The organism is Sphingomonas olei, assembly GCF_045369765.1.
Lineage (GTDB): Bacteria > Pseudomonadota > Alphaproteobacteria > Sphingomonadales > Sphingomonadaceae > Sphingomonas > Sphingomonas panaciterrae.
The window spans coordinates 164,268-190,958 of record NZ_JBIQEU010000005.1 but is presented as its reverse complement, the minus strand read 5'-3'; the positions used below and the strand labels follow the sequence as shown (position 1 = coordinate 190,958).

The following is a 26,691-nucleotide window of genomic DNA, read 5'->3' as shown; positions in this document are numbered from 1 at the left end:
CAAGCCGGCCGCGTCCAGCAATGCCGCCCCGGAAATGCCGCGATCGTTGCGCTCGAGGAAGGCGGGTGTATCAGCGGGTGCATGAAGATCGAGACGGCATTGGGCGACATCCCCGGCATGGAGGATGTGCGCTTCGGCGGCCATGGCGGGCGGCTCGGCATCGCCTATCACGCGCATGGCCCGGACTGGTGCGAGCTGACGCTCCCCTATCATCCGGACATCATCGGCGACGAGGACAGCGGCGTGATCGCGTCCGGCCCGATCTTCGCGCTGATGGATATCGCCACCAGCCTGGCGACGATGCGCAAGCTGGGGCGGTTCGTGGCGCACGCCACGCTCGACCTGCGGGTCGATTATCTGCGGCCTGCGAAGCCCGGTCACACCGTCATCGGCCATGGCGAATGCTATGCGATCAAGCGATCGATCAGCTTCGTGCGCGGCCAGGCGCATGACGGTGACCCGAACGATCCCGTCGCGCATGTCTCGGGTACCTTCATGTTCCTGGGAGAGGGCGCATGAAGTTGCCACCCTATGCCGATCTGCTCGGCGCGACGCTGGAATGGGAAGATGGCCTCCCCGTCCTCGCCATGCCGTTCGGGCCCGCAGTGATCGGGCGCCCCGGCTTTGTCCAGGGTGGCGCGATCACCGGCCTCATCGAAATGGCGGCGCTGGCCGCGCTGCGCCACCAGATGGCGGGCGAGGATGGCGCGGACGGCAACCGGCGCGTGAAGCCGATCAACGTCACGATCGATTTCATGCGCGGCGGGCGAGAGCGGCTGACCTATGCCGCTGGCACGGTCACCCGGCTGGGCAATCGTATCGCCAATGTGGAGGCGATCGCCTGGCAGGAAAGCCGGACCAAGCCGATCGCCTCGGCACGGATGAACTACCTTATCGCGCGGGGGTGAGCCGCAGCATCCGGCCCTGCGACCCCTGCGCGCCATCCTCCAGCACGTAGATTGCGCCGTCCGGGCCCTGCTCCACTTCTCGGATGCGGGCACCCATGTCCCATTGATCGCCCTTGCGCGCATTGGTGCCATCCAAATCGACGCGCACCAGCGCCTTGGATGACAGCCCGCCGATGAACGCGTCGCCCTTCCACTGCGGGAACAGGTTGCCCGAATAGATCATCAGGCCGCCGGGCGAGATCACCGGGGTCCACGACACCTTGGGCGCCTCGAAGCCGTCGCCGGGCGCGTGATCGGGGATCGGGCGCCCGTCATAATGGTCGCCGTTAGACACTTTCGGATAGCCATAATTGCGGCCCGGCAGGACGAGGTTCAGCTCGTCGCCGCCCTTCGGCCCCATCTCCTGCTCCCACAGATTGCCCTGCGCGTCGAAGGCGATGCCGAGCAGGTTGCGATGGCCATAGCTCCACACCGCGGGGTGGAAGCCCTTTGCCGCCAGCGGGTTGCCCGCCGCCGGCTTCCCGTCGGGGGTGAGGCGAAGCACCTTGCCAAGCGTCGCCTTGGGATCCTGTGCGGGATCGAACTTCTGCCGCTCGCCATTGGTGAAGAACAGATACTGGCCGTCGGGCGAGAAGGCGATGCGACCGGAATAATGGCCATTGCCCTCGACGAACGGCGTCGCGCGGAAGATCTCCTGGATCTGGCTCAGCTTGGCCGCGCCAGGGTTCGCTTCATCGAGCACGCCGCGCGCCAGCACCACGCCCTTGCCGCCCGCACCCGTCGTCGACCAGCTGAGGTACACACGCTTCGACTGCGCGAAATCGGGCGCCAGCACGACATCCATCAACCCGCCCTGGCCGGCCGAATCGACCGTCAGCGTGGCGATCGTCTGGCGCGCCTTGCCGTCGGCGGAGACCAGCAGAAGCCGCCCGTCCTTTTCCGTCACCAGCATCCGGCCGTCGGGCAGGAACGTCATCGCCCAGGGCGCATCGAAATCGGCGACGACCGTCTCGACAAACGGCTTGCCGGCGGTGGCCGCGGTGGAATCGTTCGCCGCATTGCCGGCCTGCGGCTCTGCGGAACAGGCGGTGGCGGCCAGCAGGGCCGCGACGAACAGGCTGCGCGAGATCACGATAACTCCTCAAACGGGCAAATCAGGATCAATACCGTCGCAGTGTCGATGCGGTTCCGCAACAGATCACCCGAGGCGAAAGGGCGACGATCCGCGCTTCGGCTGGCGCGACGCTTTTGCTAGAGCCGCACCCGATCCTGTCAGAGAAAGCTTGTCCCCTCGCAATGCCCGGAATGAAGCACGAACGCCTGTATCTCGCGCCGGTCGCTGGCGTCGACGAGGCCGGGCGCGGGCCACTCGCAGGGCCCGTGGTGGCGGCGGCCGTGATCCTGCCGGAGCGCGGCGTGCCGCGCGGCATCGACGATTCGAAGAAACTCTCCGCCACCGAGCGCGCGCGGCTGTGCGGCCGGCTGCTGGATTGCGCGATCGTCGGCGTCGGCATCGTCGAGGCGGAGGAGATCGACACGCTCAACATCTATTGGGCGACGATGAAGGCGATGACCGTGGCGGTCGATCAACTCGCCGCCACGCTCGGCTGCGCGCCGGGTCACGTGCTGGTCGACGGCAACCGCCTGCCGCGCTGGGGCTATGCCGCCACCCCCATCGTGGGGGGCGACGCGCTCAGCCGCTCAATCGCCGCGGCCTCGATCGTCGCCAAGCACACGCGCGACACGATCATGATTCGGCATCACGAATCATATCCGCATTACAATTGGGCCTCTAACAAGGGGTATGGCTGCGCCACCCACCGCCGCGCATTGGTGGAACACGGCCCCTCGCCGCTCCATCGCCGCAGCTTCGCGCCGGTGGCGCAAACGGTTCTTCCGCTCTGAGTCTTTTGCGCCACACCCCATTGCTTGAGTCCTGCCGCCGCGGTTGACTCAACATCTGGGTTCGGGCGCGGAATGTTCCGCCATGTTAACGGCTTTGCAGCTTTTATCGTTAACCAATCATCGCTTGACGGCGAGTCCACCGCGCGGCGACGGTCGCGTGCGAAAAGGGGGAACCGCATGAGTGTCATCGAGAAAACGCGCGTGCGTCGCGCCCCGGCGAAGGTGTCGACGAAGGTGGCGGCCGATCCGGCCGCCCTGCCGCTCGACCGGATTCTGATCGGTGACTGCATCGCGCAGATGCGCGCGCTGCCGGCCAAGTCGGTGGACATGATCTTCGCCGACCCGCCGTACAATCTGCAGCTCGGGGGTGAGCTGTTTCGTCCGGACGGCAGCCATGTCGATGCCGTCACCGACGATTGGGACAAGTTCGATACCTTTGCCGCTTATGACGCGTTCACGCGCGCCTGGCTTACGGAGGCGAACCGGATCCTGAAGGACAATGGCACGATCTGGGTGATCGGCAGCTATCACAACATCTTCCGCGTCGGCGTGGCGGTGCAGGATCTGGGCTTCTGGATCCTCAACGACATCGTGTGGCGCAAGAACAACCCGATGCCCAATTTCCGCGGCACCCGGTTCACCAACGCGCACGAGACGCTGATCTGGGCGTCGAAGGGCGAGAAGGCGAAATACACCTTCAACTATCGTTCGATGAAGACGTTGAACGACGAGATCCAGATGCGCTCGGACTGGGAATTCCCGATCTGTGGCGGTCAGGAACGGCTGAAGGGCGCCGACGGGCACAAGGTGCACCCGACGCAAAAGCCCGAGGCGCTGCTCTATCGCGTGCTGCTCGCCTGCACCAAGCCGGGCGACGTGGTGCTCGATCCGTTCTTCGGCACCGGCACGACGGGCGCGGTTGCCAAGCGTCTTGGCCGCCGCTGGATCGGCATCGAGCGCGAGGGCGTGTACATCGATGCGGCGCAGGCGCGTATCGACGCAGCGCTGCCGCTCGACGAATCGGCGCTGCGCACGATGCAGAGCCCCAAGCAGCAGCCCAAGGTCGCGTTCGGCGTGCTGGTGGAAAACAGCTATCTACCCGCCGGCAGCATCGTGGTGGATGCCAAGCGCCGCTTCCGCGCCACCGTATGCGCCGACGGCAGCCTCGCCAGCGACTGCGGCGCCAGCGGCTCGATCCACAAGCTCGGCGCAACGCTCCAGGGCGCACCGACCTGCAACGGCTGGAGCTTCTGGCACTACGAGGTCGAGGGCGCGCTCAAGCCGATCGACGCCCTGCGGCAGACGTACCTGCTCGCCACCCAGGTGTAAGCACCGCTGAGCCTGTCGCCGCGGGGCAGTTGCCCGGCGACGCGACAGGCTCCGCAACGGCCGCCGCGTCAGCCTCGCGCTGGCGGGATGCTTGCCCCCTGTCGATCGCTGCCGCACAAAAGGCGCTCCTTCTGTGAAAGCGGTTCATGCACCTTCGTCCGGTACAATTTGTCGACGCGCCCTTCGCCTATGATGATGGCGCGGTGGCGCGACTTGCCGGCGGCATGCAGTGGTTCGCCGCTTATGAGGTGAAGGAAAGCGGGGCCAAGCGGATCGCCCCGGTCGCGGAGGTCGCCACGCTCGGCGCCCGCGCGGCGATGCTGCACGCCCGCTTCGTTGCGCCGCGCCCCCCGCTCGTCCTTGGCGAACGCACGTTGCGCTTCGACCAGCCGGTGCTGGCCGCCATCCTCAACGTCACGCCCGACAGCTTCTCCGACGGCGGCACGCATCGCGATGATCCCGCTGCCGCGGCATCGGCCGGCATGGACATGGCAAGCGCCGGCGCGGCGCTGATCGACGTCGGCGGCGAATCGACCCGCCCCGGCGCTGCCGCCGTATGGGAGGAGGACGAGGCAGCGCGCGTCGTTCCCGTGATCGAGCGGCTGGCGCGGGCCGGCGCGCTCGTCTCCATCGACACGCGCAAGGCACTTGTCATGGAGCGCGCGCTGGCTGCCGGTGCGGCGATCGTGAACGACGTCTCCGCATTGCTATGGGACAAGCGCGCGGTCGACGTCGTCGCGCGTGCCGGCTGCCCGGTGATCGTGATGCACTCGCCCGACCCGGAAAAGGGCGGCCACGGAACGACCATCTACCGCGATGTCGCGGTGGAGGTGTTCGACTGGCTGGACGCGCGGATCGAGGCGCTCGTCGCGGCCGGGGTCGACCGGTCGCGCATCATCGTCGACCCGGGCATCGGCTTCGGCAAGTCGCTGCAGGACAATCTCGCGCTCATCAATGCGCTGGCGATGTTCCACGGGCTGGGCTGCGCCATCATGCTCGGCGCCAGCCGCAAGCGGCTGATCGGGGCATTGTCGAACGAGGCGCCGGTCGGGGAGCGGCTTGGCGGCTCGGTGGCGCTGGCGCTCAAGGGTGCGGAGGCGGGGGTTCAGGTGCTCCGCGTCCATGACGTCGCCGAAACCCTGCAGGCGCTGCGAGTCTGGCGTGGCCTGCGTGACCGGGCGTTTGTCGGATGAGCTGCCGAGGTCCGACGCTCGCCGCATCGGCCGGCATCGGGCGCGCGCGCTGATGTGCGTCGTGGCGCTGGCACATCGCGCGCATCCCGACTGGCGCCTGGTTGTCGCCGCCAATCGCGATGAATTCCACGCGCGCCCCTCCGCCCCGCTCGATCGCTGGACCGATGCCGACGACGTGCTCGCAGGGCGGGATCTGCTCTCCGGCGGCAGCTGGATCGGGGTGTCGGAGGCGGGGCGGTTCGCAGTGGTGACCAATGTCGCCGGCCACCCCCGCGGCGGCGGCGCGCCATCGCGCGGCGCGCTGGTTGCGGACTATCTGCGCTGCGGGGCGTTGCCTGACGATGACGGGCTGGACGCCTATGGCGGGTTCAGCCTGATCACGATCGGACCCGTTGCCGATTATCGGACCAATCAGCCGCGCCCGCTCCGCCACATTCTCTCATCCGGGGTGCACGGCATCTCCAACGGGCCGCTCGATCCGCCGTCGTTGCGCACCCGCGCGGTGACGATGGCGCTCGACACATGGCTTAGCGCACCGCAGCCCATCGACCACCTGCTCGACCTGCTGGTGGACGAGACGCCGGCCCCTGAGGGAGAGCGGCCGGTTTTCATCCGCGATGCCGTCTATGGCACCCGTTGCAGCACCGTGATCGCGATCGACCACGCCGGCGACGGGATCATCGTCGAGCAGCGTTTTCATCCCGATGGAACGGCTGACGGCGTGACCCGCCTCGCCTTCCGCTGGCCGACCGACTGACGCCGCCGTCACCGGTACAGCCCTGCGCGAATACCGCAGGATTGTCGCGAGCCCGCGAATCAGGGATAGTCGCGCCGCGAACAGGATGGAGTGGACGCCATGTCGATTGCGGCGGCCGTCATGCCAAACCATTGGTCGATCATCACGATCGCTGCTGCCGGGCGCACCGATCCGGCGTGGAACACGCGGATGCGCTGGCCGGTGAAGGGTGATGATCACGTCGTCCTTCACGACGGTGAACGCCGCAGCCTGTGGGCGGCGCAGCTCGATGCGGCGGTGATGCGCGCCGATCGCACCGTGCTGCTGGTCGCCGAGGGACTCGGCTGCCATGCGGCGTCCTGGTGGGCGCGCCTCTCCCCGGCGAGCTATGTCTCACGGATCGCCGGCGCCTTGCTGTTCGATCCGCCCGCCGAAGGCGCCGAAGAATCCCAGCCCTTCGCCTCGCCCGCCATCGCGCTTCCGTTCCCGTCGCTCGTCCTGTCCGGCGCGGATGCGGCGGCCACGATACCCGCGGTGAACGGCTGGGGCAGCCGGCTGCTGCGCGGCGACCGCCAGCGGCACGGCGACCTACGGCCGTGGCGCAGCGCGCAGCGCCTGATCCAGCGCGCCACCGCGCGGGTCGTCGATCGCGACGTGGAACGCGCCATCGCGGTCCATCCGATCTTCCATCGGGACCGTTGAGGGCAGCACTGCGCACACTCGCTGTTGCCCTGCCGCGCCACGCTCGCTAACCGCCGCCAATGGCGCACGTTGGCATCATCATGGGCTCCACCTCTGACTGGGAGACAATGCGGCACGCGGCCGACATTCTCGCCGTGCTGGAGATCCCCCACGAAACCCGCGTTGTCTCGGCCCATCGTACCCCGCAGCGTCTCTATGATTACGCCACCGGGGCTGCCGATCGCGGGCTGAAGGTGCTGATCGCGGGTGCTGGCGGGGCGGCGCACCTGCCCGGCATGGCCGCGGCGATGACGCATTTGCCGGTGCTTGGCGTGCCGGTGGAATCGCACGCGCTGAAGGGCATGGATAGCCTCCTGTCGATCGTCCAGATGCCCGGTGGCATCCCTGTGGGGACGCTGGCGATCGGCAAGGCCGGCGCGATCAACGCCGCGCTTCTCGCCGCCGCCATCCTCGCCCTCGCTGACCCGGCACTGGAAGAGCGGCTGAAGGCATGGCGATCGACCCAGACCGACAATGTCGCGGAGCTGCCCCAATGACACCGCTGCCTCCAGGCTCGACCATCGGGATCCTCGGCGGCGGACAATTGGGGCGCATGATCGCCGCAGCCGCGGCGCAGCTGGGCTATCGCACCCATGTGCTGGCCCCTGACCGCGAAAGCGTCGCGGCGCAGACGGCATCGTCGCTGACCCGCGCCGACTATCACAACCGCATCGTCCTCGCGGACTTTGCCGCCCAATGCGATGTGGTCACCTACGAATTCGAGAATATCGCCGCCGAGCCCGTCGAATGGCTGGCCGATCACGTGCCGGTCCACCCCTCCTCCGCCAGCCTGCGCGTGGCGCAGGATCGCGCTGCGGAGAAAAGCTTTGTCGAGAAGCTCGGTGGTCGCCCGGCGCGCTGGGCCGCGGTCGACAATCGCGCGGCGCTGGAAACCGCCATCGAGGAGATCGGAGTCCCCGCGATCCTCAAGACGACGCGCATGGGCTATGACGGCAAGGGCCAGGCACGGATCATGGATCGCGCCGATGCCGACGCCGCGTGGGAGGCGGTTGGTGGTCCGGCCGTGCTCGAAGCCTTTGTTCCGTTTACCCATGAATTCTCGATCATCCTGGTGCGCGGCCATGACGGATCGATGGTGAGCTATCCGCCGGCATGGAATCAGCATGTCGACGGCATCCTGTCGCGCTCGACCGTTCCCGCACCGGCGGAGATCGCCGCACTGTGGACGGAGGCCGCGGCGCTCACCGGGCGCGTTGCCGATGCGCTGGGGCATGTCGGGGTCCTGACGTGCGAGTTCTTCGCGACGCCCGATGGCCCTGTGTTCAACGAAATGGCGCCGCGCGTGCACAATTCCGGCCACTGGACGATCGAGGGCGCGGAGACATCGCAGTTCGAGAACCACGTTCGCGCGATCCTCGGACTGCCGCTGGGCAGTGTCGCACTCACCGGCCGTGAAGCGGTGATGCAAAACCTGATCGGCGCCGACGTGGATTGCTGGGCGGATGTGCTGGCAGAGCCCGGCGCCCACCTGCATCTCTATGGCAAGCGCGAGGTTCGCCCGGGCCGCAAAATGGGCCACATCACCCGCGTCGCCCGGGACCTGGACTGACACCCTGCTTGGCTGCTCCCTGAGCGGCTGAACCCGGGCCAACGCTGCTCCGGCGGCCTCCACACCCGGCGCCGCCTTATGCGCCATGCGAGCTGCCTGAACCAAGCCGCGTCGTCGTGGCCAGCCTCAGCGCCCTGCCGTATGGCGTCGCGCTTTCCGCACCTTGCAAGCAGATGAGCTCTGCGCCTCGTTGCGCTGGTGGGTGGAATGGCGGACGCACCGCCCGCAGGAACTGTAAAGCTGCGCTGAGCCGCGACCGCACAACGGCATCCAGGATCATGCGGACCCCGCCGCAGCGGAAAGAACGCTGCTGCGCCTTCACCAAGCGGTGCCGCACAGAAAAAGAGGGGCCGGCAATGCCGACCCCTCCCTCTTTTTTCGTCTGACGACGAAGGTCTTACATGCCCGCGCCGGGGCCGTAGGTAACCTCCACGCGACGGTTCTGAACCTCGCGGACGCCGTCTGCGGTCGGCACGCGCGGGTTGCTCTCACCGAACGCCTCGGTGGTGATGACGCCACCCGGGATCGACTTCGACTCGAGGTACGACTTCACCGAGTCTGCGCGACGCTGCGACAGACCGACGTTGTACTGTGCCGAACCCGAACGGTCAGTGTAACCGGCGACCATCACCTGGGCGTTGCCGCAGGTCTGGTACTGGGTCACGGCGTTGTCGAGGATCGACGCTGCCTCAGGCGTGATGTCCGACTTGTCCCACTCGAAGAAGACAATGAACGGACCCGGCGAGCACACCACTTCCGGCGGCGGCGGCGGCGGCGGGGGAGGCGGCGGCGGCGGCGGCGGCGGCGGCGGCGGCGGCGGTGCAACCGGCTCGCCGAAGTTGTAGGTCAGGCCACCCAGGATGCTGTGCGACCGGAAACGACCGTCAAAGCCACGGTTCGCCACGTCGACCAGCTTCACGTTGCTGGCGTTGAAGAAGCGATACTTCAGCGTTGCATCGAGGTTGTCGGTCAGCGGTGCGCGAACGCCCGCGATGCCCTGCCATGCGAACACGGTGTCGGAGTCATCGAGGAAGCTGCCACGCTGGTTCAGCGCGATACGCGACTTGACGCGCGCCACGCCGACACCGCCGCCGATGAAGCCCTGAATGCTGTCGTCGTCGCCGAAATCGAGCAGGCCATTGACCATGAAGCTCAGCGCCGAGGTACGGCCGCCAGCATAGTCATAGGTGCCCGGAGCCGCGATACCCGGCCCAGCCGCGCCGAGAACGGGCGTACCGACGGTCGACGAATAGCCGTCAACCACAGCCGACTTGTAGGCGACTTCGGCTTCCAGGCGGAAGCTGCCAAAGTCGTAACCGGTCACGCCACCGACGTCATAGCCGTACTTGCTATCGACGGTGCCGGTGCCGCTGGTGGCGGCGGTGATGTCGTACTCGATGTCCTCGACGATCATCCCACCGAACTCGGCGCCTACGTACCACGCGTTATCGCGGGCAAGTGCAGGCGAGGCGAGTGCGGTAGAAGCGAATGCCAGAACTACGGCAAGCTTCCGCATAATATTCCCCTTTCCATGGTGTCACTACGGACAGCGCTAACTCAGTAAAGAAGGGATAGTTTCCACGCAAGACGACAAAAAGAAGCGACTGTTGCGGGTTTGCCACACCCTCAGGGGGCGATCAAACCGTGCGCCCGAAGCGCCTCCAGAACAAGGGAAAGCGTGGCCCGGGCGGCGGAATCGACGTTAGTTCCGTTGGTTGCGTCGGCGATGGCGGGCTGTTGCGTCGTGAGCACGCGGGTTCCGCCGACGAAAACACCGGTTGTGTGCACTGCCCCGGCCACCCATTCACCGTTTCCAAAGCGCGCGATCACCCCGCCCTCGCGGCACGCCACCGCCATGCCGTCGCGCGGGCCAACGAAGCGCCAGCCGCCCGCCGTCCATCCCGCCAGCGCCAGCGCCTGTCCCGCCCAGTCGCCGACAGGTTCCGCCCCGACGATCCAGCATTGCCCGTCCACCGCCGCGCTCGGCGGCACATCGACCCCAATCGCCTCGACGCAGGCGTGAAGGGCAAGATCGATCAGCGCCAGCGCTTCATTGTGGTCGAGTTCCTTCTGCGCCTGTCCGGCATGCAGCAGCGGCAGCGCCCAGCGCGCCGTGGTGTTCACCATCATTCATCATCTCCCAGGGTCAGCGTTGCGGGCGAGGATGCGCCGAGGCTGCCGATCTGCCGCACCGCGGCCCGCAGCGGCGCGCCGTTCAGCGCGCTCAGCGGCACCGTCACGTACGGAACCGCCGTCACGACAATGTGGCTGGCGATCGCAGTGGTGACGGTAACCTCATAGGCCTCGCGCTCTTCGCCAAGCGGCACGTCGACATGGTCGCACCACCACCAATCGACGCGGCTGCGGCGGCGCCAGCGCAGGGCGAGCGCCCCCTCGCGGATGTCCGCCGACAGATGCACCGGCGCCAGCGGAAGGCTCGCAGCGCCGGTCAGCCGCACCGCGGCCTCCACACCTTGCTCATCCCCGACCCCCCGCGCCATGACGCGCACGGTTCCACCGGCGCCCGTGAGAGGAAGGATCCGCAGCATCGCTTCCCGCTCCAGGATCACGAAGCGATCCCCGGGTGCCAGCAAGGCCGGCGTCGTCCCGAACCGTCCGCGCCACAGATCGGAGAGCCGCCAGCGACACGCACCGACCTGCTCGACGCTTCCGAATTGCAGCAACTCGTCACCGACCAGCGCCAGGTTCCCGCCGCGATCCAGCCCTGCCGCGTCCATACTCGTCAGCATCATGCCGTCATGCGCCAACGATACCTCGATCACGGTGCGGCGATCGACCAGCGTGGCGGGCGCGGCCGATGCTGCGGCCACGATCGTGCCGATGGTTCCGGCGGCCGGCGTTGCCCCCGCCGCCGTCCAGCTCGCGCCATCGTCGATGCTGTGATGGATCATCGCGCGTCGCCAATGCGGCGTGCTGCCCGCCGCGACGACGGCGATCGTCGGACCGGCGCCCTCCCCCATCATGGCGGGCAGTTCCGCGACGTGCACGATCGTCTGCCCCGCCGGCACATCCACCTGGCGAAGCACCCGCCCGGACGCGGCCGGCAGCGCAACCACCGGCGGCGGCAAGGCCACCAGCTCGATCGTCACGGCAAATCGCTCGATCTCCACCGATCGCACGCGCCACGCCCCCGCCTCGCCGGACAGCGACACCACGCTTCCCGGCAACACGTCGACCGTCGCGATGTCCGTGACGATCCGCCGCGTGGCGCGCGCGCTGGAGGTGCGCGCCAGCATCGTCTCTGCCACCGCCCGCGCGCGCTCCGCCGGCAGCGCCGCAGCAAGGTCAATCGACATCGCCGCCCCAAGCGCGCCAGGACGAACCGCGCGCTGCACCCCCGCCTGCCAATCACGCGCCGGATCATAATGGCTGACCGTCATGGCGTGCGGCGCGCGTGCAGGCGGCGCGATCCGCCGCTGCCCCGCTCCCCCCGCCAGCATCCGCGCCGGCGCGGGGTCACCGCGCATCGCCACCCGGTCACCGATCGGAACAAACCAGGCGCCCGCCACTTCCGCCAGCGTCTCGATCACCGACCGGACACTGTCACCGTAAGCGGAAAAGCCATCGATCGGCAGCATCGCCGCCTCGTCGCCCGGCACGCTCGCGATCACCGCGGGCGCCAGTGCCTGCGCGATCGTAGCGGCGGGTACCGGCGCATCATCGGCAATCACCTCGAACGTCAGCGACGGGATGCGATTGCCGAACGCCTCCAGCGGCAAATCCTCGAATACGGCATAAGCGATGCCGCGATGGGCCGGCGCATTTTCGCCACCCTCGGCGCTCGCGATCAGCGGGTCGGCCGCCTGATCCTCGCTGCCCAGGTGCAGGCGGAATTGCACCGGCACTTTCCAGTCCCCCGCCGCTCCGCGCAACAGGTTGCCATCAGCCCAGATCCGCCCTACGCCGCGGATCGCTCGCGCCGACAATGCCACGGCAACGCTCGCCGAATAGGCGTAGCGCGTCATCGCCGGCTGTCCCTTGCTCCCGCCCTGCCGCTCGCGCCGCTCCACCAGGTCGGTCGCCCAGATCACGTGGCCCGCGACGCGCATCCGCCCGAACAGGCGCGGGATCGGTTGGCCATAGCGCGACGTCTGCACCGCCAGATCGTTGAGGCGCGGCCCATGTCGCCCCTTGGGCCGGAACAGCACATTGCGGTCCACCGCCTGGCCCAGCATGCCGCCCAGCGCCGCCCCGATCGGCCCTCCGGCAAGCCCGCCGACAGTCGTCAGCACCAAAGTCGCCATCAACCTTCCCCCAATTGCCACGCCGCCTCGATCGGCCAGGGTGGCACGCCCGGTCGCGCCACCACCCGGCCCAGCCCGACATCGGCATGGATGATCCCCTCCCGCGTGCGCACCGCCAGATGCAGGTGCATCGCGGCCACCCGGCACAACAGGATGTCGCCGTCTTGCCCGCCCCCCGCCGGCGCGAGGCCCTGCCAGCAATCGGCGTAGCCCTGCGCATTGCCGCAACGGATCGCATAGCCCTGCGGCGTCGGGCCAATATGCCCCGCGCCCCGCAGCGCTGCGGCCACCACGCCGACACAGTCCAGCCCGATCGCCGGATCACGACCATGCAGCCGAAAGGGCACGCCGATCAGCGCCCGCGCCGCCGCCGCGACGCGCTCTCCCCGCGTCATGCGCCGGGATAGCGCGTCAACAGGTCCATGCCGGGCAGGTACGGCTCCCCGCGAAAGTTCACGACATTGCCGAACCGCGCCACGCACGTCGCAACCGTCTTGTCGCACCCCTCGCGCAGCAGCACCAACAGGCCCGGCGCCGCCCCGCCCGCCGCTTCGGCGGACAATGTCACCCTTTCGCCGTCCGATCGCAGGATCGCCTGCTCCAGCCCGCACGCGGCGCCGCCCAACCAGCGCAACGTGCCCCCGCCATAAGCATCGGCCACCGGCTCGCGCTGATCGAGCATCACGCTCGCCCCCTCGACCGCGCGCACCCGCGCGAACCGCCGCCGCCCGGCCATCGCCACCCGGCATCGGTTATCGCCCAGGCTGGCGCGGCACGTCGCGCTCGTCTCCTCCGCCACCGCGCGGTCGAGCGCGGCGGCCGGCCCGTGAAGCTCGACCCGAAACGCGCCCCCGCCGGCCGCATCGACCTCCAATTCTACCGCGCCGATCGTTCCGCTGTTCAGCACCAGCGGCGCCCCGCCGCGCGCCCAGTCGACGATCGCCACCGTGATCCGCGCTGCGTCCCAGCGGCCGGCGATCAGGTCATCCGCCGCGATCGCCGCGCTGCTCAGCGCGCCCTCCGTCTCGCTGGTCGCGGCATCAAGCCCATCGCTGCGCCGGATCGCCGCCGGGATCATGCCGGGTGCCGCGTGATAGCGCCGCCCCTCTATGACGAGGTCGCGGTCGTGATCGGTCAGCCCGATCGTCACGCCGTCGCGCCGCTCCAGCGTCCACAGCATGGCAAGGGTGGTCAGCCGATCGCTCATGCCTCATGCACCTCGATCAGCGGCACGGCCGGCGCCGCCCCCGCCAGGAACGTTGCGCGCGTCACGCTCAGCCGGTCGTCGGCAAAGCGCACCGGCACGTCGAAGGCGAAGCTCGCCCGCACCGTGACCCCCGCCGCGGGCGCCGTGTCCAGCATCACCACGCCGCCGGGCTCGACCGTGAACCCCTGCGTCTCCACCCCGTCAAGCATCACCCGCACCGATCCCGGCACCGGCCGCGTGATACGCCGCGCAGGAGCATCGCCCGTCTCGCCGTACCGCTTCACCAGCGCAAAGCCGCGCGTCACCCCATCGCCCGTGCCGATCACCACCTCGGACGCCGCGAAATCGAACGGATCGCGCAACCGGAATCCCCGCGCCGGCCCGACCCGCGCGCGGAAGAAATCGAGCAGCGCCGCGATATCCGCCTCGCTGCGCACCCCCGGCCCCACGTCATAGCGAGTGCGCGCCCCCGCCCAGCTCGCATTGCGGCTTTCCCGGCCGCCCGCGCTCGTCACCACCGCCGTCGAAAACTCCGGCATCACCTCCGCCTCCGCGCCCAGCGCCAGCGGAAACAGCACATCGTCAAAGTCCTGCACCCCGTCCTCCCCGAGTTGCGCGCCCGGCGCATCCCAATGAACGAAGCCGTCGCGCATCACCTGCGGCAGCGCCCAGACATGCACGCCGCGCACGCCCCGCCCGCGCGCCGCTGCGGCCGCCGCCTCGATCGGGGCCCATTGCGCCTTGTCCTCAGGCCGCAGCACGAAGCCGGCCAGATAATCCTGCCGCGCCGCGGGATAGCCGAGCCGCGCGCTCGCCAGCGCCACCCCCTCGCGGGTCGAGGCGACATCGCCCGCCGTTACCCAGTCATAATCCTCCAGCTGAAGCACATCGAACGCCGGGCTCGCCCAGCCGATCGGCAGGTTCATCCGCTTCGCCTCTGGCGCCGCGCGGTCCAGCACGGTCGGCAGATAGGCCAGCAGATGCGTCTCGCACCCGGGATGCGCCGCCGCCACGGCCGCGCACAGCGCCGCGGTGGAGCCGGCCAGCACCGCCCCCGCCTGGTCCAGCGTCAGGCATTGCGCTGCCGTCAGCGGCGCCGCCACGCTGGGGATCGCCACCGGCGCGAACAGCGCCACCGCGGCTTCATCATACAGGCACGGCCGCCCGTCCGCCCGCACCCACCACCATGGCTCCCCCACCTGGAACCGCGGCGCCAGCCCCGCCTCCACCCCGATCGCCACAAAGGCGCAGGCGATCCGCTGGAGATACGCCATCGCCCCCGCATGGGCGGGTGACAGCAGGGTCGACGGCGGCTGCCACCCGGTCAGCGCCGGCGCGCCATCGGCGTCACGTTGCTTCCAGTCCGCCGGGCAATGCGCATCGAACAATTCGTATGACAGCGACCAGATCACGTCCTGGCCAAGCGCCGCCGCCGCTTGCGCAAAGGATCGGTGCCACGCCGCGCACGGCGCATTCACCCCGCCGGTCACCATCATGTCGGCGTCGAGCCGAAAATAATGGCTCATCCCGACATAATGGATGATCGCACCGCGATAGCCGAGGTGGAGCACGTTACGCAGCAGCCGCGCCGGCGTCAGGTGATAGCTGTCGTCGTAACCGCTCGCGATTCGCAGCCCATGCTCGGGCAGCACCGCGTCGCCGATGCCGATCACCGATCCCGCGCCCTCGCAACGGATCGCGCTCAATTCCGCCCAGCCCTCCGCCGGCGCGTCCAGCATCGCGTCGCTCGCGTCATAGCCGGGCGCGACGAACGAGATGAACAGCCGGTCGACATCCCCGGCCCATACCGGATCGGCATCAGTCGGCAGGTCAAACCCGCCGGTCAGGCCGGCGAAATCGATCGCGATGACCGCATCCTCCGGCGTCCCCACGGCATAGTTCCACAGCCGCACATACCAGGCCCGCGCCACGCCCGCCGCATCGCGCCCCTCGATCGTCAGCACCGGGCCGTGGATCGCGTCCAGCGGCCGTACCCCGCCCGATCGCCAGCGGAACGACAATCGGCATGCGCGAAAATCGCGCTCGGTATCATAGGCCAGCAGCGGGTGATCATGGCGATCCTCCGCCTCCCAGATCAGCCCCGCCAGATCGTCACGCCGGTAAAAGGCGCAATCCACCCGCAGCGCATCGGGCGCGGTCGTCGTCACCGCCGCCATCATTGGCCGGGGGAAGTTGATCGTCCAGAATGTCGGATCGAACCGCGTGATCACGTCGGCGGCATGATGCGGCCGCCGCTCGGCCACCAGGCAATGCGCCATATCAGTCCTCCAGATCCGCCAGCGCGGCCTTCACCGCGCGCGCCACCTGCCGGCTCGATCGTGCCAGCGCCGCCGGCGCCGCCTCAGGCGCGGCGTTGATCGCGATGCTCACCCGCACGTCGCGCCCGCCCCCGCCTGCCCGCCCCGGCGTCGGCAGCACCGATCCCGCCGCGGTCGGCACGAACAGCTCCGGCCCCCGCTCGCCGACCCAGAAGGGCCGCCCGGGCGACACCGGCCCGCCCGTCGCCCGCCCCGGCGCGCCCAGCGCGGCAAGCAGCACGCTAGCCAGCGCCCCGCCCGGCGCACTCCCGCTCCCGCCCGTCACGCTGCCGAACACGCTGCCGATCCCGGCGCGCAGCGCATTGGCCGCAATCTCGCCCATCGCCGACAAGGCGACGGTCTTCAGGTCCTCGAACCCCAGCTTGCCCGTCCGCACCGCGCGCGCCAGCGTCGTCTCGATCGCCCGCCCGGCGCGATCCGCACCTGCGGCCAGCGGGCCTTCCAGCGCGGCGCGCATCTCCGCCACGTCGCGCGCAAAGCCACCGGCGTCGGCGCGCACGCCGACGACCATCCGATCCCAATCCTCATCCATCCGGAAATGCCCTCTTCAGCGCGGCGATCATCGCCGCATCGGGGGGCCCCGCCCCGTCAGCCCGGCCCGACCCGTCAGCCCCGCCCAGCACCCGCACCAGCGCGGCGAGCTCGGCCGGCGTCGCGCTCCAGAACGCGTGCGGGCTCCAGCCGAACAGCACGCCCGACAGCCCCGCCAGCCGCACCGCCGCCTCGGCAAAGCTGTCCCCCGGCCGGGGCGCGGCCGTGGCCGATCTCATCGCCCCGCCAGTATCTGCCCGATCAACACCTTCAGCGGCGCCATCGCCGCGGTCAGCCCCTGCGCCGCCACCGCCTCGCCCAGCATGTCGCGCGTCAGCGCCGCCGGCCGATCGCGAAGGCAATGCCAGAACAGCCCGACGATCTCGCCCAGCGCCAGCCGCCCCTCGGCTGCCCGCTCGACCAATGCGAACAGCGGCCCCAGCTCCGCCTCCGCCGCGACCAGCGCGGCAAAGCTCGGCCGAAGCACCAGCGCCTCGCCCGCCACGCGCAGGCTCGCCTCGCCGCGCTGCGAGTTCGCCCCGCTCATGCCGCCACCACCGGGCCGGAGCTTTCCAGGTTCACCGTGTAGCTGCGCTCACCGTTGAAATCGCCGGCATAGTCCAGCCGAGTCACCAGGAAGCGGCCGGTCAGCGTCTCGCCGCTTTCGAAACTCAGCCGGTAATCGTCGATCGTGCCGGCCAGCGCATTGGTCTTCACCCGTGTTTCCGCCGCCGATCCGGTGAACACCCCCGCCGCCGACACGCTGACGCTGCGCACGCCCGCGCCCGACAACAGGTCGCGCCACCCGCCCGACCCCTTGTTGGTCACCACCACCGCCTCGCCGTTGATGCTCAGCTGCGTGGTGCGCATCCCGGCCACCGTCGCAAATGCCGGCGTCGCCGCGCCATCGCCCACCTTCAGCAGGAAGGCCGAACCTTTCTCCACCGCCATCTTATATCTCCCGATAGATCTTGACCGCGAACTCGCCCGTCGCGGCCCAGCGGTCGCCCCCGCCACTTTTCACGATGCGCGTTCGCACCAGCCGCAGCGCCACCACGCGCCACCCGCCATCGATCGCCCCCGACAGCGCCGCGACCGCCGCCTCCGCCTGCGCCGCCAGCGTGCGCAGCCGCACCGGCCGCTCGCCCGCATCGTGCAGCATGATCCGCACCCGCCCCTCGCGGCCGTCGATCCCCGCCCCGCCCCAGCGCGCCAGCACGGCGTCCTCGACCACCGCATGGGGCAGCGCCGCGCGCACCGGCGGCGCATCGAACGTTGTCACGACAGTGCCGACCGCGGCGACCAGCGCCGCCTGCAACGCCGTCGCCGGATCGCTCCCGCCGCCACTCATGGATGCGCCTCCGCCATCAGCCGCATTCGCCGATACGGCCGCCACAGCGCCGCCACCGCTGCCGGCGGCGCGCGCCCGGCGTCGCGATCGTTGAACAGATGCGCGATCAGCATCGCGACGCCTTGCGCGATGGGTGGCGGCAGCGCGTCCCAGTCCACTGCCAGCCCCGCGGTATAGCTCACCGCCACGCGCCCCGCCGCGCCCGGCGCGATCACCCGCACCCAGCCACGCGCCGCGCCATCCACGTCCACCGCATAGGCGTCCGGCGGCAGCACGAACGGCGCCCCCTCCGCCGGCAGTCCCATGACGCCGCCGATCGCGCGGACCGGCGCCGCCGCCAGCAATTGCCACCCGCCGCCGCGCGCCGCCGGCAGCACATCCTCCACCGTTCGCGTCACCAGCAACGTGCCGGTGAACGCCTCCGCCAGCGTGATCGCGGTGGCGGCCAGCCGCTCCAGCAGCGCCTGTTCCGCCTCTCCCTCCAGCCGCAGAAAGCCGCGCGCCTCCTCCACCGCCGCGGCGATCGCGGCGGGCGACACCCCCGAAACCGTCATCATCCTCTCCCCCTCTGCAACGAACCGCCCCTCCTGCGCGAACGGGAGGGGCGGGAAAGGATCACGACGCGGCGAACTTCATCACCTTGATCGCCTCGCTGTTCGACACGCAGCCACCGACGCGCTTGGTGGCGTAGAAGCTGACGAACGGCTTCTTGGTGTAGGGATCACGCAGGATCGCGGTCTCGCTGCGCTCGGCGATCAGGTATCCCGCCTTGAAGTTGCCGAACGCGATCGACAGCGTGTTCGCCGCCATGTCGGGCATGTCCTCCGCCTCGACCACCGGATAGCCGAGCAGCGTCGCCGGCTGCCCCGCCGCCAGGCTCGGCTGCCACACGAACGCGCCATCGCTGGTCTTGAACTTGCGGATGCGCGCCAGCGTCGCCGCGTTCATCACGAACACCGCCCCCTGCCGGTACGGCGCGCGCAGCGACTGGACCAGGTCGATCAGCCGCTCCTGCGGGTTGCTGCCGAAATCGCCCGCCGCGCCCGACAGGATATGCTGTAGCGTGCCGAACGGCCGCGTGGCATCGCCGGTCGCCGCCGTCGCCTGCTGCAGGAAGCCCTTGGGCCGGTTGATGCCGTTGCCATTGACGAACGCCGCGCCTTCCGCCTTGGCGAATTCCGCCGCGATCTCGCCGGCCAGCCATTCCTCGACGTCGAAATGCGCGTCGTCCAGCATCGCCTGCGTCGCCGACGGATTGGCGAACAGCTCGCCCATCGGCGGCGCGATCTCCACCATCGTCGGCGTCGCCGTCTCGCCCCGCTCGCCCGTCTCGGCCGCCCAGCCCGACGGCGTGCCACCCGTCGTCACCAGCTTGCGATAGCCGGCGCTGCCGACCGACACGACATTGGCGATGCTCCGGATCGGCGACGCGGCTTTCAGCGTCGCATCGATCACCGCGTCGAGCTCCTTCGGCACGGCATAGCCGCCGGTGTCGCCGGTCACCCCCGAAAACGCCTTCATCTCCAGCACCGCGCCGCTGCGCACGAACGCCCCGAACGCCGCATCGCGGCCCGCACCCAGAATTGCCGACGCGCCATCCAGCACCGGCCGTGCCACCATCATCTCACCCATGTTCTTCTCCCACGCGAAAACCCTCCCCGGCCGCGCTTGGCCGGGAAGCTGCACCCACCACGGGCGCGCACCTTCAGATCTCGATGATCGTCTCCACCCGCGCCGCCGCCTGCATCGGCACGGCGACCAGGCTCACTTCGGCAAGGCGTGCGCGCAGCACCTCGCGCCACGCCCCCTGCCGCGCCGCCAGTGCGCGATAGCCCACCGACAGCCCGCGCAGCGCCCCGCTACGCACCATCCGCGCCACATCAGGATCAACAACGCACGCCTCGATCCACAACCCGCGCGCGTCCTCCCCGATCGCCCAGATCTCCCCCACCGGCGCGCCGCCATGCTGCATCAGCAGCGGCACCGGCACCGCATCGGCAAAGACGCCGCTGCGAAACACATCGCCCGCCCGGTCGACCCGGTCGAACAAGGCCGCATAGCCCTGAATCCGCAGGCTCATCGCACCCACTCCCCGAACCCCAGCTTCACCGCCAGCAAGGCGAGCAGCAGCGCCGCCGCCCAGCCGGCGAACGCCTTCCACGCGCTGCGCTTGGCATCGCGCCACGCGGTCAGCAGCTCGCGCAGCTCCGCGAGGTCGCGCGACGCCGCATCATCGGCCAGCCCCAGCCGGGTCATCGCCCGCGTCGCGCCCAGCTCGCCCGCCTCCTCGGCGATCGCGCGCAACGTCGCCATGTCCGCCCCGCCGGCGCTCCCCTGCGCCAGCAACTGCGCCAGAACAGAACCAGTCCCAGAAGACCCTGTCATTGCGCCCACCCCACCATCTGCCGCTTTTCGTCGGCGGAAATGAAATCGGCCGCGGACACCATCGCCCACAGCCGCTCGCGATCCTCGACCAATGCCGGCACGCGATCGGGATCGATCTCGATCCGCGCCTCGGCAAACCAGTCGCGCAAGCCAGCCGCCAGCGCCCCGAACACCGCATCCGCCAGCGGCAGCACGGTCAGCCGCCACAATGCGCGATTGGCCTCGCGATAATTGGCGTAGGTCGCGTCGCCGGGCAGCCCGAGCAGCATCGGCGGCACCCCAAACGCCAGCGCGATCTCCCGCGCCGCCGCCGATTTCAGCCCGACGAAATCCATGTCGGCTGGCGACAGGCTCAGCGCCTGCCACTTGAGCCCCCCTTCCAGCAGCATCGGCCGCCCGGCATTGCCCGCGCCGGCAAAGCCCGCCTCCATTTCCTCGCGCAGCCGCTGGAACTGGTCGGCCGACAGCGCCGATCCGTCCCCGGGATCATAGACCAGCGCCCCCGAAGGCCGCGCCGCATTGTCGAGCAGCGCCTTGTTCCAGCGGCCAGCGGCATTGTGCACCGCGATCGCCCCCGATGCCGCGCCAAGGCACCCCAGCCCGTAATGATCGTCGAGCGGGTGGAACCCGCGCACATGGATCACCGCATCGGGCGCGATCTCGCTCACCCGCCCGCCCACGGTGTAGCGATAGCCCGCCGCCCAGCCGCCGGCGTCCAGCACCACGCCAACCCGCTCGGGCCGCAGCGGATACAGCTCCGCCACCGCTCCCGCCTCGTCGCGCAGCACCTGGACGAAGGCATTGCCGTGCAGCAGCACCTGCGCCGCCACCACTTCCGCCAGCCGCCCGCCCCCGCCGCGCGCCGTCACCAGCGCCAGCAGCGCGGGATCGCTCGCGTCCAGCGGCGCCGATCCCACCGCCTCCGCCACCAGCCGCACGGCGCGCTGCGCCACCGCATTGCCGAGATACCCCGCGCGCACCTGCGCCTCATACCCCATGGGCCACTCCCCGTGTGCGAAGCTTTGCCCCCCGTGCGACCCCGCCCCCCGCGACAAGGCCGGACGCGATTCCTCGCGCCCGGCCCTCATGCCGAACCATCTCATGCTCATCTCTCCCGAATGTCGAAGCCGACGGCGCGCTACAGCGCGCCCGCAACAGCTCCAGGCGCGCGCTACAGCGCGCGCACCGCCGCCGCCCCGCGCCGCCCCAGCATCAGCTCATTGAGCGCCCAGACCAGGGCATCCGCGCGGTCCGGCGATCGCCCCGGCCCCTCATAGCCGCCGCCGACCACCATCCCGCACAGCTCGTCCTCCAGCATCGGGAACACGCCCGCATGGCGCACGCGCCCCGCTTCATACAGCGCCGCCACCGGCTCGGCCCGCGCCACCTTCCCGCGGCTGGCATGGACCAGCCTGACCGGCAGGCCGGTGTCGGCGGCATGAAGCACCGATCGCACCATCTCGCCGCCCTGGTTGGCCTCCGCCACCACCCGGTCGGCGCCATGCCGCGCGGCGCAACCCGCCACCGCGCGCGCCCAGCCCTCGGGCGTCGCGCCGGTCACGCTCGCATCCTCGATCACATGGCCGCCTCCCTCGGCGTCCAGCCCGGCGGCGACGATCCCGCAGGCGTCGCCACCGACCCCCGCCGGCGGATCGACCCCAACCACCACGCGCACCAGCACCGGCGCCGCCACGATCCGGCATGCCTCGATCATCGCGCGCGTCCATAGCGCGCCCGCGACCGTCTCGATCATCTCGCCGTCCAGCTCCTGCCGGCCCAGCGCGGTGCTGCCATAGCTTTCGATCATCGTCTCGACGAACGCCGCCGGCAGATGAACATTGTCGCCCGTCCGCCCGGTCGTCTGGTGCAGCCCCGGCAGCGCCATCACGCGCCGCATCAGCGCGGTCGATCGCGGCGTGGTCGTCACCATCACCTGCGGCTGCTTTCCCAGCCGCATCGTCATCATCAGATTGTCCCACGCCGCCTCGCCGCGCCGCCATTTGGCCAGTTCGTCGCACCAGGCGGCATGATGTTCCGGCCCGCGCAGCCCCTCGGGCGAATCCGCCGAATAGACGGTGGCGATCGCCCCGCCGGGCCAGCGCACCTCGCCCTTGCTCGCCGCCCAGGCCGGCCGCATGTCGAGCCGCGCGGTGGCAAGCACCCCGCTCGGCCCCTCCACCATTACCCGCCGCGCCTCGTCCGCCGTCGCGCCGACCAAGGCGATCCGCGCCTCGGGCACCCGCCTCGCGACGCCGTTGACCCATTCCGCCCCGGCGCGCGTCTTGCCGAACCCGCGCCCCGCACGGATCAGCCACACGCGCCACGCCTCCTCCGACCAATATTGTCCCCCATGCGCGAACGTGTGCCAGCGGCCCGCCAGCTCCACCTTCATCGGCATCGACAGTTCTGCGATCACCCGGTCGCGCTCGTCCGGCGGCAGCAGCGCCAGCCTCATCAACAGATGCCCGTTCATGACGCCGCCCCCCGCCTGGCCAGCCCGTCGAGCGCGCGCTTCAGCGCCGCGTCGCTCTCCGCCTCGGTCGGCATGCGAACCGGCAGCACCTGCCCCCTGCGCCCGCCATCGGCGGCGCGATGCCGCTGCAACATGCCGACCGCCAGTTGCAGGTCGGCATTGCTGATGCTCGCGCCCGCCGCGCCAGCCGCCACCGCGTCGACCTTGCCGATCGCATAGACCAGCAGCGCATTTTCCAGCCGGTCGTATCCGATCGCCAGCGCCTCATCCCAGGCCGCGGCAAAGGCGGCATCCACGCTGCGCCAGCGATGCACCGTCGCCAAAGTCCGTCCCGCCGACGCGGCCGCCGCCGCCACATTGCAGGTCTCCGCCAGCACCTTGGCAAAGCGCAGCTGCCGCAGCCGGGTGGTATGGCCGGCGATCCGCTCGACCCCACGCCTCTCGTCCTGCGGCCACGCGCTCGCGTCCGCCGCCGCGCCAGCCTCATCCCCGGGCGCTGGCGACAACGTCGCGACGTCAGTCACGACGCCCTCGCCGCCGCCCTGCGACACGGCGCCCGGCGCTTCGCTGCGGCTGCGCGCTTTCCCTCCCCGCCCCACGCCGGTCGCGGCACCCGGCTTGCGCGCCGTGATTTGCGCGGCCTCACCCGCCGTGGCGCCTCGCACGGCCCGCCGGGGTCGCGCCGGATCGGCAGTCCCGTGCTCCCGCGCGCCGCTGCCGCCGATGCGCACGACCCCCTCCGCTGCGCCCTTGTTCATCGCGCCTCTCCCCCGCTGCCGTGGACGTCCCGCCGCTCGGACAGGCCCCCAAACGCCGACGGGCCGGGAGCGACAGGGCCTACCCCTGCGCTCACCGGCCCGTCGCCGCATCGAGCTGGCAGCGCTGCCCAATTGCGCCTGCACTTCCTCGATGTTCCTGTTTTGTACACAAACAGCGTCGCGCTGTCAAGCGCGTTTCGCTTGCCCTTGGCCGCGCCCCCGCGCAGGAACCCTCGCGAACGACTGCGGGGAGGACGAATGAGCAGCTATGACGTGGTGATCGTCGGTGCGGGCCATGGCGGTGCTCAGGCCGCCATCGCGCTGCGCCAGGCGAAGTTCGACGGCACGATCGCGGTGATCGGCGCGGAGCCGGAACTGCCCTATGAACGCCCGCCTTTGTCGAAGGAATATCTCGCCGGCGACAAGGCGTTCGACCGTATCCTGATCCGCCCGGAGGCCTTCTGGCAGGAACGCGGCGTCGACATGCTGCTGGGCCGCGAAGTCACCGCCGTCGATCCCGCCGCGCATCGTGTCACCACCGCTGACGGCGCGACGATCGGCTATCGCCATCTCATCTGGGCCACCGGCGGCAGCCCGCGCCGTCTCGCCTGCGCCGGCAATGATCTCGCCGGCGTCCACACCGTGCGCACCCGCGCCGATGCCGATCGCATGATGGCGGAGCTTCCCGGCGTGACGGACGCGGTCGTCATCGGCGGCGGCTATATCGGGCTGGAGGCCGCGGCCGTCCTCGCGAAGTTCGGCAAGAAGGTCGTTCTGCTCGAGGCGCTCGACCGGGTCCTTGCCCGAGTCGCCGGCCCGGACCTGTCGCGCTTCTACGAGGCGGAGCATCGCGCGCACGGCGTCGACGTTCGGCTCGGCGTCGCGGTCGACTGCATCGTCGGGGAGGACGGCCGCGCCACCGGCGTTCGCCTCGCCGACGGCAGCGTGATCCCCGCGCAGCTCGTCATCGTCGGCATCGGCATCATCCCCGCGGTCGAACCGTTGCTGGCCGCCGGCGCGGTCGGCGGCAATGGCGTCGCGGTCGACGCGCAATGCCGCACCAGCCTGCCCGACATCTTCGCGATCGGCGATTGCGCGCTCCACGCCAACGGCTTCGCCGACGATGCCGACATCCGGCTCGAATCGGTGCAGAACGCCAATGACCAGGCCAATGTCGTCGCCAGGACGATCGCCGGTCAGGACGCGGCCTATCACGCGGTGCCGTGGTTCTGGTCCAACCAATATGATCTGAAGCTTCAGACCGTCGGCCTCTCGATCGGCCATGACGCCACTGTCCTGCGCGGCGACCCCGCCACCCGCAGCTTCTCGATCATCTACCTCAAGGCCGGCCGAGTCATCGCGCTCGACTGCGTCAATTCGGTCAAGGATTACGTCCAGGGCCGAAAGCTCATCGAAACCCGCGCCGCGCCCGATCCCGACCGGCTGGCGGATGCGGCGACTCCGCTGAAGGAACTCACCGCCTAGCCGCCGCCACCAACGAAAAAGGGGCGCCGGCAAATCTGCCAGCGCCCCCTTTCCTGTGTCGCCCGGGCGACCCGATCAGATGTGGATCGGCTTGCCCTGCACCGCCATCGCGGCTTCCTTGATCGCTTCCGAATGCGTCGGGTGCGCGTGGCAGGTGTAGGCGATGTCCTCGCTGGTCGCGCCAAACTCCATCGCCTGCGCCGCCTGCGCGATCATTGTGCCCGCGACGCTCGCGATGCACCACACGCCCAGCACGCGATCGGTCTTGGCGTCGGCGATCACCTTCACGAACCCGTCCGGCTCATGGTTGGTCTTGGCGCGGCTGTTCGCCATCATCGGGAACTTGCCGACCTTGATCTCGCCCTTCTCCTTGGCGGCTTCCTCGGTCAGCCCGACGCCCGCGATCTCCGGCCAGGTATAGACGACCGACGGGATCACATCATGATTCACGATGCCATGCTGGCCCGCGATGTTCTCCGCAACGGCGATGCCCTCGTCCTCGGCCTTGTGCGCCAGCATCGGCCCCGGAATGACGTCGCCGATCGCCCAGACACCCGAAACCGAGGTGCGGAAATCGTGGTCGGTCTCGATCTGGCCGCGGTTGTTCGGGGTGAGGCCGATCTTCTCCAGCCCCAGGCCGTCGGTGTTCGGCTTGCGGCCGATCGACACCAGCACGCAATCCGCCTCGATCGTCGATGCCTCGCCGCCAGCGGCGGGCTCAACGGTCAGCGTGGCCTTGTCGCCGTTCACGGCAACATTGGTCACCTTGGTGCCCAGCTTGAACTCGATCCCCTGCTTCTTGAAGATCTTGTTGGCTTCCTTGCGCACGTCCCCGTCGAAGCCCGGCAGGATCTGGTCGAGGAACTCGACGCACGTCACCTTCGCACCCAGACGACGCCACACCGAGCCAAGCTCCAGCCCGATCACGCCGCCACCGATCACTACCATGTGCTCCGGCACCTTGGGCAATTCGAGCGCGCCGGTCGAATCGACCACCACCTTCTGGTCGATCGTCACGCCCGGCAGCGGGGTGACCGACGAGCCGGTGGCGATGACGACGTTCTTCGCCGTCACCTTCTGCCCGTCGACGATGACGCTGTGCGCATCCTCGAAGCTGGCGCGGCCCTTCAGCCACGTCACCTTGTTCTTCTTGAAGAGGTATTCGATGCCGCCCGTCAGGCTCTTCACCGACTCGCGGCGCTGGCCATGCATCGCGTCGAGGTCCAGCTCCGGCGTCACCTTCACGCCCATCTTCGCCATCGAGCCATTGGCCGCCGCATCGAAAAATTCGCTCGCGTGCAGCATCGCCTTCGACGGGATGCAGCCGACGTTGAGGCAGGTGCCGCCCAGCGTCTCGCGGCTCTCGGCGCAGGCGGTCTTCAGGCCCAATTGTGCCGCCCGGATCGCTGCGACATAGCCACCCGGACCGGCACCGATCACGAGAACGTCATAGTCGAATTCGTCAGCCATCGGGTGCACTCGCCTCTGGATTAGGGAAACCGGCTGCGACATAGA

Annotated in this window: 30 protein-coding genes; 10 read left to right on the top strand and 20 right to left on the bottom strand. The window is 69.7% G+C overall.

Annotation, left to right across the window (positions count from 1 at the left end; all coding sequences use genetic code 11):
- Window positions 1-81 precede the first annotated feature (81 nt).
- A complete protein-coding gene (locus ACH0BU_RS08615; RefSeq protein WP_046407269.1) occupies window positions 82-519 on the top strand; it encodes a PaaI family thioesterase in 438 nt (145 codons plus the stop codon).
- Window positions 516-908 (top strand): PaaI family thioesterase, encoded by a 393-nt coding sequence (locus ACH0BU_RS08610; protein WP_296218487.1) that lies wholly within the window; start codon window positions 516-518, stop codon window positions 906-908. Before ACH0BU_RS08615 ends, ACH0BU_RS08610 begins: the two co-directional genes overlap by 4 nt.
- Here ACH0BU_RS08610 and ACH0BU_RS08605 read toward each other — a convergent pair.
- Window positions 892-2,037 (bottom strand): PQQ-dependent sugar dehydrogenase, encoded by a 1,146-nt coding sequence (locus ACH0BU_RS08605; protein ID WP_500263933.1) that lies wholly within the window; start codon window positions 2,035-2,037, stop codon window positions 892-894. The two genes, ACH0BU_RS08610 and ACH0BU_RS08605, sit on opposite strands and share 17 nt — an antisense overlap.
- 167 nt (window positions 2,038-2,204) lie before the next feature.
- Here ACH0BU_RS08605 and rnhB point away from each other — a divergent pair, with 167 nt between their 5' ends.
- The 7 genes from rnhB to ACH0BU_RS08570 all read left to right on the top strand — a co-directional run bounded on the left by rnhB (window position 2,205) and on the right by ACH0BU_RS08570 (window position 8,382).
- Window positions 2,205-2,813: a ribonuclease HII gene (rnhB, locus tag ACH0BU_RS08600; protein ID WP_046407266.1), complete on the top strand. Its 609-nt coding sequence runs from the start codon at window positions 2,205-2,207 to the stop codon at window positions 2,811-2,813.
- 177 nt (window positions 2,814-2,990) lie between these two features.
- Entirely contained in the window at window positions 2,991-4,142 is a 1,152-nt protein-coding gene (locus ACH0BU_RS08595) for a site-specific DNA-methyltransferase (protein ID WP_296218490.1), read from the top strand.
- A 146-nt stretch (window positions 4,143-4,288) separates the two neighbouring features.
- Window positions 4,289-5,335, top strand: coding sequence for a dihydropteroate synthase (folP, locus tag ACH0BU_RS08590; protein WP_296218492.1), 1,047 nt, complete (start codon window positions 4,289-4,291; stop codon window positions 5,333-5,335).
- A complete protein-coding gene (locus tag ACH0BU_RS08585) occupies window positions 5,313-6,092 on the top strand; it encodes an NRDE family protein (RefSeq protein ID WP_500263928.1) in 780 nt (259 codons plus the stop codon). Before folP ends, ACH0BU_RS08585 begins: the two co-directional genes overlap by 23 nt.
- Before the next feature lie 99 nt (window positions 6,093-6,191).
- Window positions 6,192-6,773: an alpha/beta hydrolase gene (locus tag ACH0BU_RS08580; protein ID WP_314472275.1), complete on the top strand. Its 582-nt coding sequence runs from the start codon at window positions 6,192-6,194 to the stop codon at window positions 6,771-6,773.
- A gap of 59 nt (window positions 6,774-6,832) precedes the next feature.
- On the top strand, window positions 6,833-7,309 hold the full coding sequence (gene purE, locus ACH0BU_RS08575) for a 5-(carboxyamino)imidazole ribonucleotide mutase (RefSeq protein ID WP_082102663.1): 477 nt from the start codon (window positions 6,833-6,835) through the stop codon (window positions 7,307-7,309).
- A complete protein-coding gene (locus ACH0BU_RS08570) occupies window positions 7,306-8,382 on the top strand; it encodes a 5-(carboxyamino)imidazole ribonucleotide synthase (protein WP_046407260.1) in 1,077 nt (358 codons plus the stop codon). The genes purE and ACH0BU_RS08570 overlap by 4 nt, the downstream gene beginning before the upstream one ends.
- A gap of 397 nt (window positions 8,383-8,779) precedes the next feature.
- On the opposite strand, the gene ACH0BU_RS08565 is transcribed toward ACH0BU_RS08570, so the two are convergent.
- The 18 genes from ACH0BU_RS08565 to ACH0BU_RS08480 all read right to left on the bottom strand — a co-directional run bounded on the left by ACH0BU_RS08565 (window position 8,780) and on the right by ACH0BU_RS08480 (window position 23,691).
- Window positions 8,780-9,898 carry an OmpA family protein gene (locus ACH0BU_RS08565; RefSeq protein ID WP_350027055.1) on the bottom strand — a complete coding sequence of 373 codons (1,119 nt, stop codon included), beginning with the start codon at window positions 9,896-9,898 and terminating at the stop codon, window positions 8,780-8,782.
- A 110-nt stretch (window positions 9,899-10,008) separates the two neighbouring features.
- A complete protein-coding gene (locus ACH0BU_RS08560; RefSeq protein ID WP_296221893.1) occupies window positions 10,009-10,512 on the bottom strand; it encodes a DUF2793 domain-containing protein in 504 nt (167 codons plus the stop codon).
- Complete coding sequence (locus ACH0BU_RS08555; protein WP_314472528.1) at window positions 10,509-12,647, bottom strand: GTA baseplate fiber-binding domain-containing protein; 2,139 nt, start codon at window positions 12,645-12,647, stop codon at window positions 10,509-10,511. Before ACH0BU_RS08555 ends, ACH0BU_RS08560 begins: the two co-directional genes overlap by 4 nt.
- Window positions 12,647-13,042, bottom strand: coding sequence for a peptidoglycan endopeptidase (locus tag ACH0BU_RS08550; protein WP_145117917.1), 396 nt, complete (start codon window positions 13,040-13,042; stop codon window positions 12,647-12,649). The genes ACH0BU_RS08555 and ACH0BU_RS08550 overlap by 1 nt, the downstream gene beginning before the upstream one ends.
- Window positions 13,039-13,854 (bottom strand): phage/gene transfer agent baseplate hub protein, encoded by an 816-nt coding sequence (locus tag ACH0BU_RS08545; protein ID WP_296221898.1) that lies wholly within the window; start codon window positions 13,852-13,854, stop codon window positions 13,039-13,041. Before ACH0BU_RS08545 ends, ACH0BU_RS08550 begins: the two co-directional genes overlap by 4 nt.
- Window positions 13,851-16,133, bottom strand: coding sequence for a DUF2460 domain-containing protein (locus ACH0BU_RS08540; RefSeq protein ID WP_296221900.1), 2,283 nt, complete (start codon window positions 16,131-16,133; stop codon window positions 13,851-13,853). The genes ACH0BU_RS08545 and ACH0BU_RS08540 overlap by 4 nt, the downstream gene beginning before the upstream one ends.
- A gap of 1 nt (window position 16,134) precedes the next feature.
- Window positions 16,135-16,725, bottom strand: a complete 591-nt coding sequence (locus ACH0BU_RS08535; RefSeq protein WP_500263927.1) for a tail tape measure protein — start codon at window positions 16,723-16,725, stop codon at window positions 16,135-16,137.
- Window positions 16,718-16,963, bottom strand: coding sequence for a phage tail assembly chaperone (locus ACH0BU_RS08530; RefSeq protein WP_314472522.1), 246 nt, complete (start codon window positions 16,961-16,963; stop codon window positions 16,718-16,720). The genes ACH0BU_RS08535 and ACH0BU_RS08530 overlap by 8 nt, the downstream gene beginning before the upstream one ends.
- Window positions 16,960-17,271, bottom strand: a complete 312-nt coding sequence (locus ACH0BU_RS08525) for a GTA-gp10 family protein (RefSeq protein WP_314472521.1) — start codon at window positions 17,269-17,271, stop codon at window positions 16,960-16,962. The genes ACH0BU_RS08530 and ACH0BU_RS08525 overlap by 4 nt, the downstream gene beginning before the upstream one ends.
- Window positions 17,268-17,675 carry a phage major tail protein, TP901-1 family gene (locus ACH0BU_RS08520; RefSeq protein ID WP_046407325.1) on the bottom strand — a complete coding sequence of 136 codons (408 nt, stop codon included), beginning with the start codon at window positions 17,673-17,675 and terminating at the stop codon, window positions 17,268-17,270. The genes ACH0BU_RS08525 and ACH0BU_RS08520 overlap by 4 nt, the downstream gene beginning before the upstream one ends.
- A 1-nt stretch (window position 17,676) precedes the next feature.
- Window positions 17,677-18,075, bottom strand: a complete 399-nt coding sequence (gene gp17, locus ACH0BU_RS08515; protein WP_136451061.1) for a tail completion protein gp17 — start codon at window positions 18,073-18,075, stop codon at window positions 17,677-17,679.
- Entirely contained in the window at window positions 18,072-18,632 is a 561-nt protein-coding gene (locus ACH0BU_RS08510; protein WP_231621836.1) for a head-tail connector protein, read from the bottom strand. The genes gp17 and ACH0BU_RS08510 overlap by 4 nt, the downstream gene beginning before the upstream one ends.
- A 58-nt stretch (window positions 18,633-18,690) precedes the next feature.
- Window positions 18,691-19,707, bottom strand: coding sequence for a phage major capsid protein (locus tag ACH0BU_RS08505; RefSeq protein ID WP_500263926.1), 1,017 nt, complete (start codon window positions 19,705-19,707; stop codon window positions 18,691-18,693).
- A 73-nt stretch (window positions 19,708-19,780) separates the two neighbouring features.
- Complete coding sequence (locus tag ACH0BU_RS08500) at window positions 19,781-20,155, bottom strand: HK97 family phage prohead protease (protein WP_314472520.1); 375 nt, start codon at window positions 20,153-20,155, stop codon at window positions 19,781-19,783.
- Window positions 20,152-20,460, bottom strand: a complete 309-nt coding sequence (locus ACH0BU_RS08495) for a DUF6127 family protein (protein ID WP_125946348.1) — start codon at window positions 20,458-20,460, stop codon at window positions 20,152-20,154. The genes ACH0BU_RS08500 and ACH0BU_RS08495 overlap by 4 nt, the downstream gene beginning before the upstream one ends.
- Window positions 20,457-21,563 (bottom strand): phage portal protein, encoded by a 1,107-nt coding sequence (locus ACH0BU_RS08490; RefSeq protein ID WP_314472523.1) that lies wholly within the window; start codon window positions 21,561-21,563, stop codon window positions 20,457-20,459. Before ACH0BU_RS08490 ends, ACH0BU_RS08495 begins: the two co-directional genes overlap by 4 nt.
- A gap of 68 nt (window positions 21,564-21,631) precedes the next feature.
- The gene (locus ACH0BU_RS08485) at window positions 21,632-22,933 is read right to left on the bottom strand and encodes a DNA-packaging protein (protein ID WP_314472519.1); all 1,302 of its coding nucleotides are present in this window, start codon (window positions 22,931-22,933) and stop codon (window positions 21,632-21,634) included.
- Entirely contained in the window at window positions 22,930-23,691 is a 762-nt protein-coding gene (locus ACH0BU_RS08480) for a hypothetical protein (RefSeq protein WP_500263925.1), read from the bottom strand. Before ACH0BU_RS08480 ends, ACH0BU_RS08485 begins: the two co-directional genes overlap by 4 nt.
- A 258-nt stretch (window positions 23,692-23,949) precedes the next feature.
- On the opposite strand from ACH0BU_RS08480, the gene ACH0BU_RS08475 reads away from it, so the two are divergent.
- Entirely contained in the window at window positions 23,950-25,176 is a 1,227-nt protein-coding gene (locus ACH0BU_RS08475; RefSeq protein ID WP_314472081.1) for an NAD(P)/FAD-dependent oxidoreductase, read from the top strand.
- Between the two features lie 75 nt (window positions 25,177-25,251).
- On the opposite strand, the gene lpdA is transcribed toward ACH0BU_RS08475, so the two are convergent.
- Window positions 25,252-26,646: a dihydrolipoyl dehydrogenase gene (lpdA, locus tag ACH0BU_RS08470; protein ID WP_296222905.1), complete on the bottom strand. Its 1,395-nt coding sequence runs from the start codon at window positions 26,644-26,646 to the stop codon at window positions 25,252-25,254.
- Window positions 26,647-26,691 lie beyond the last annotated feature (45 nt).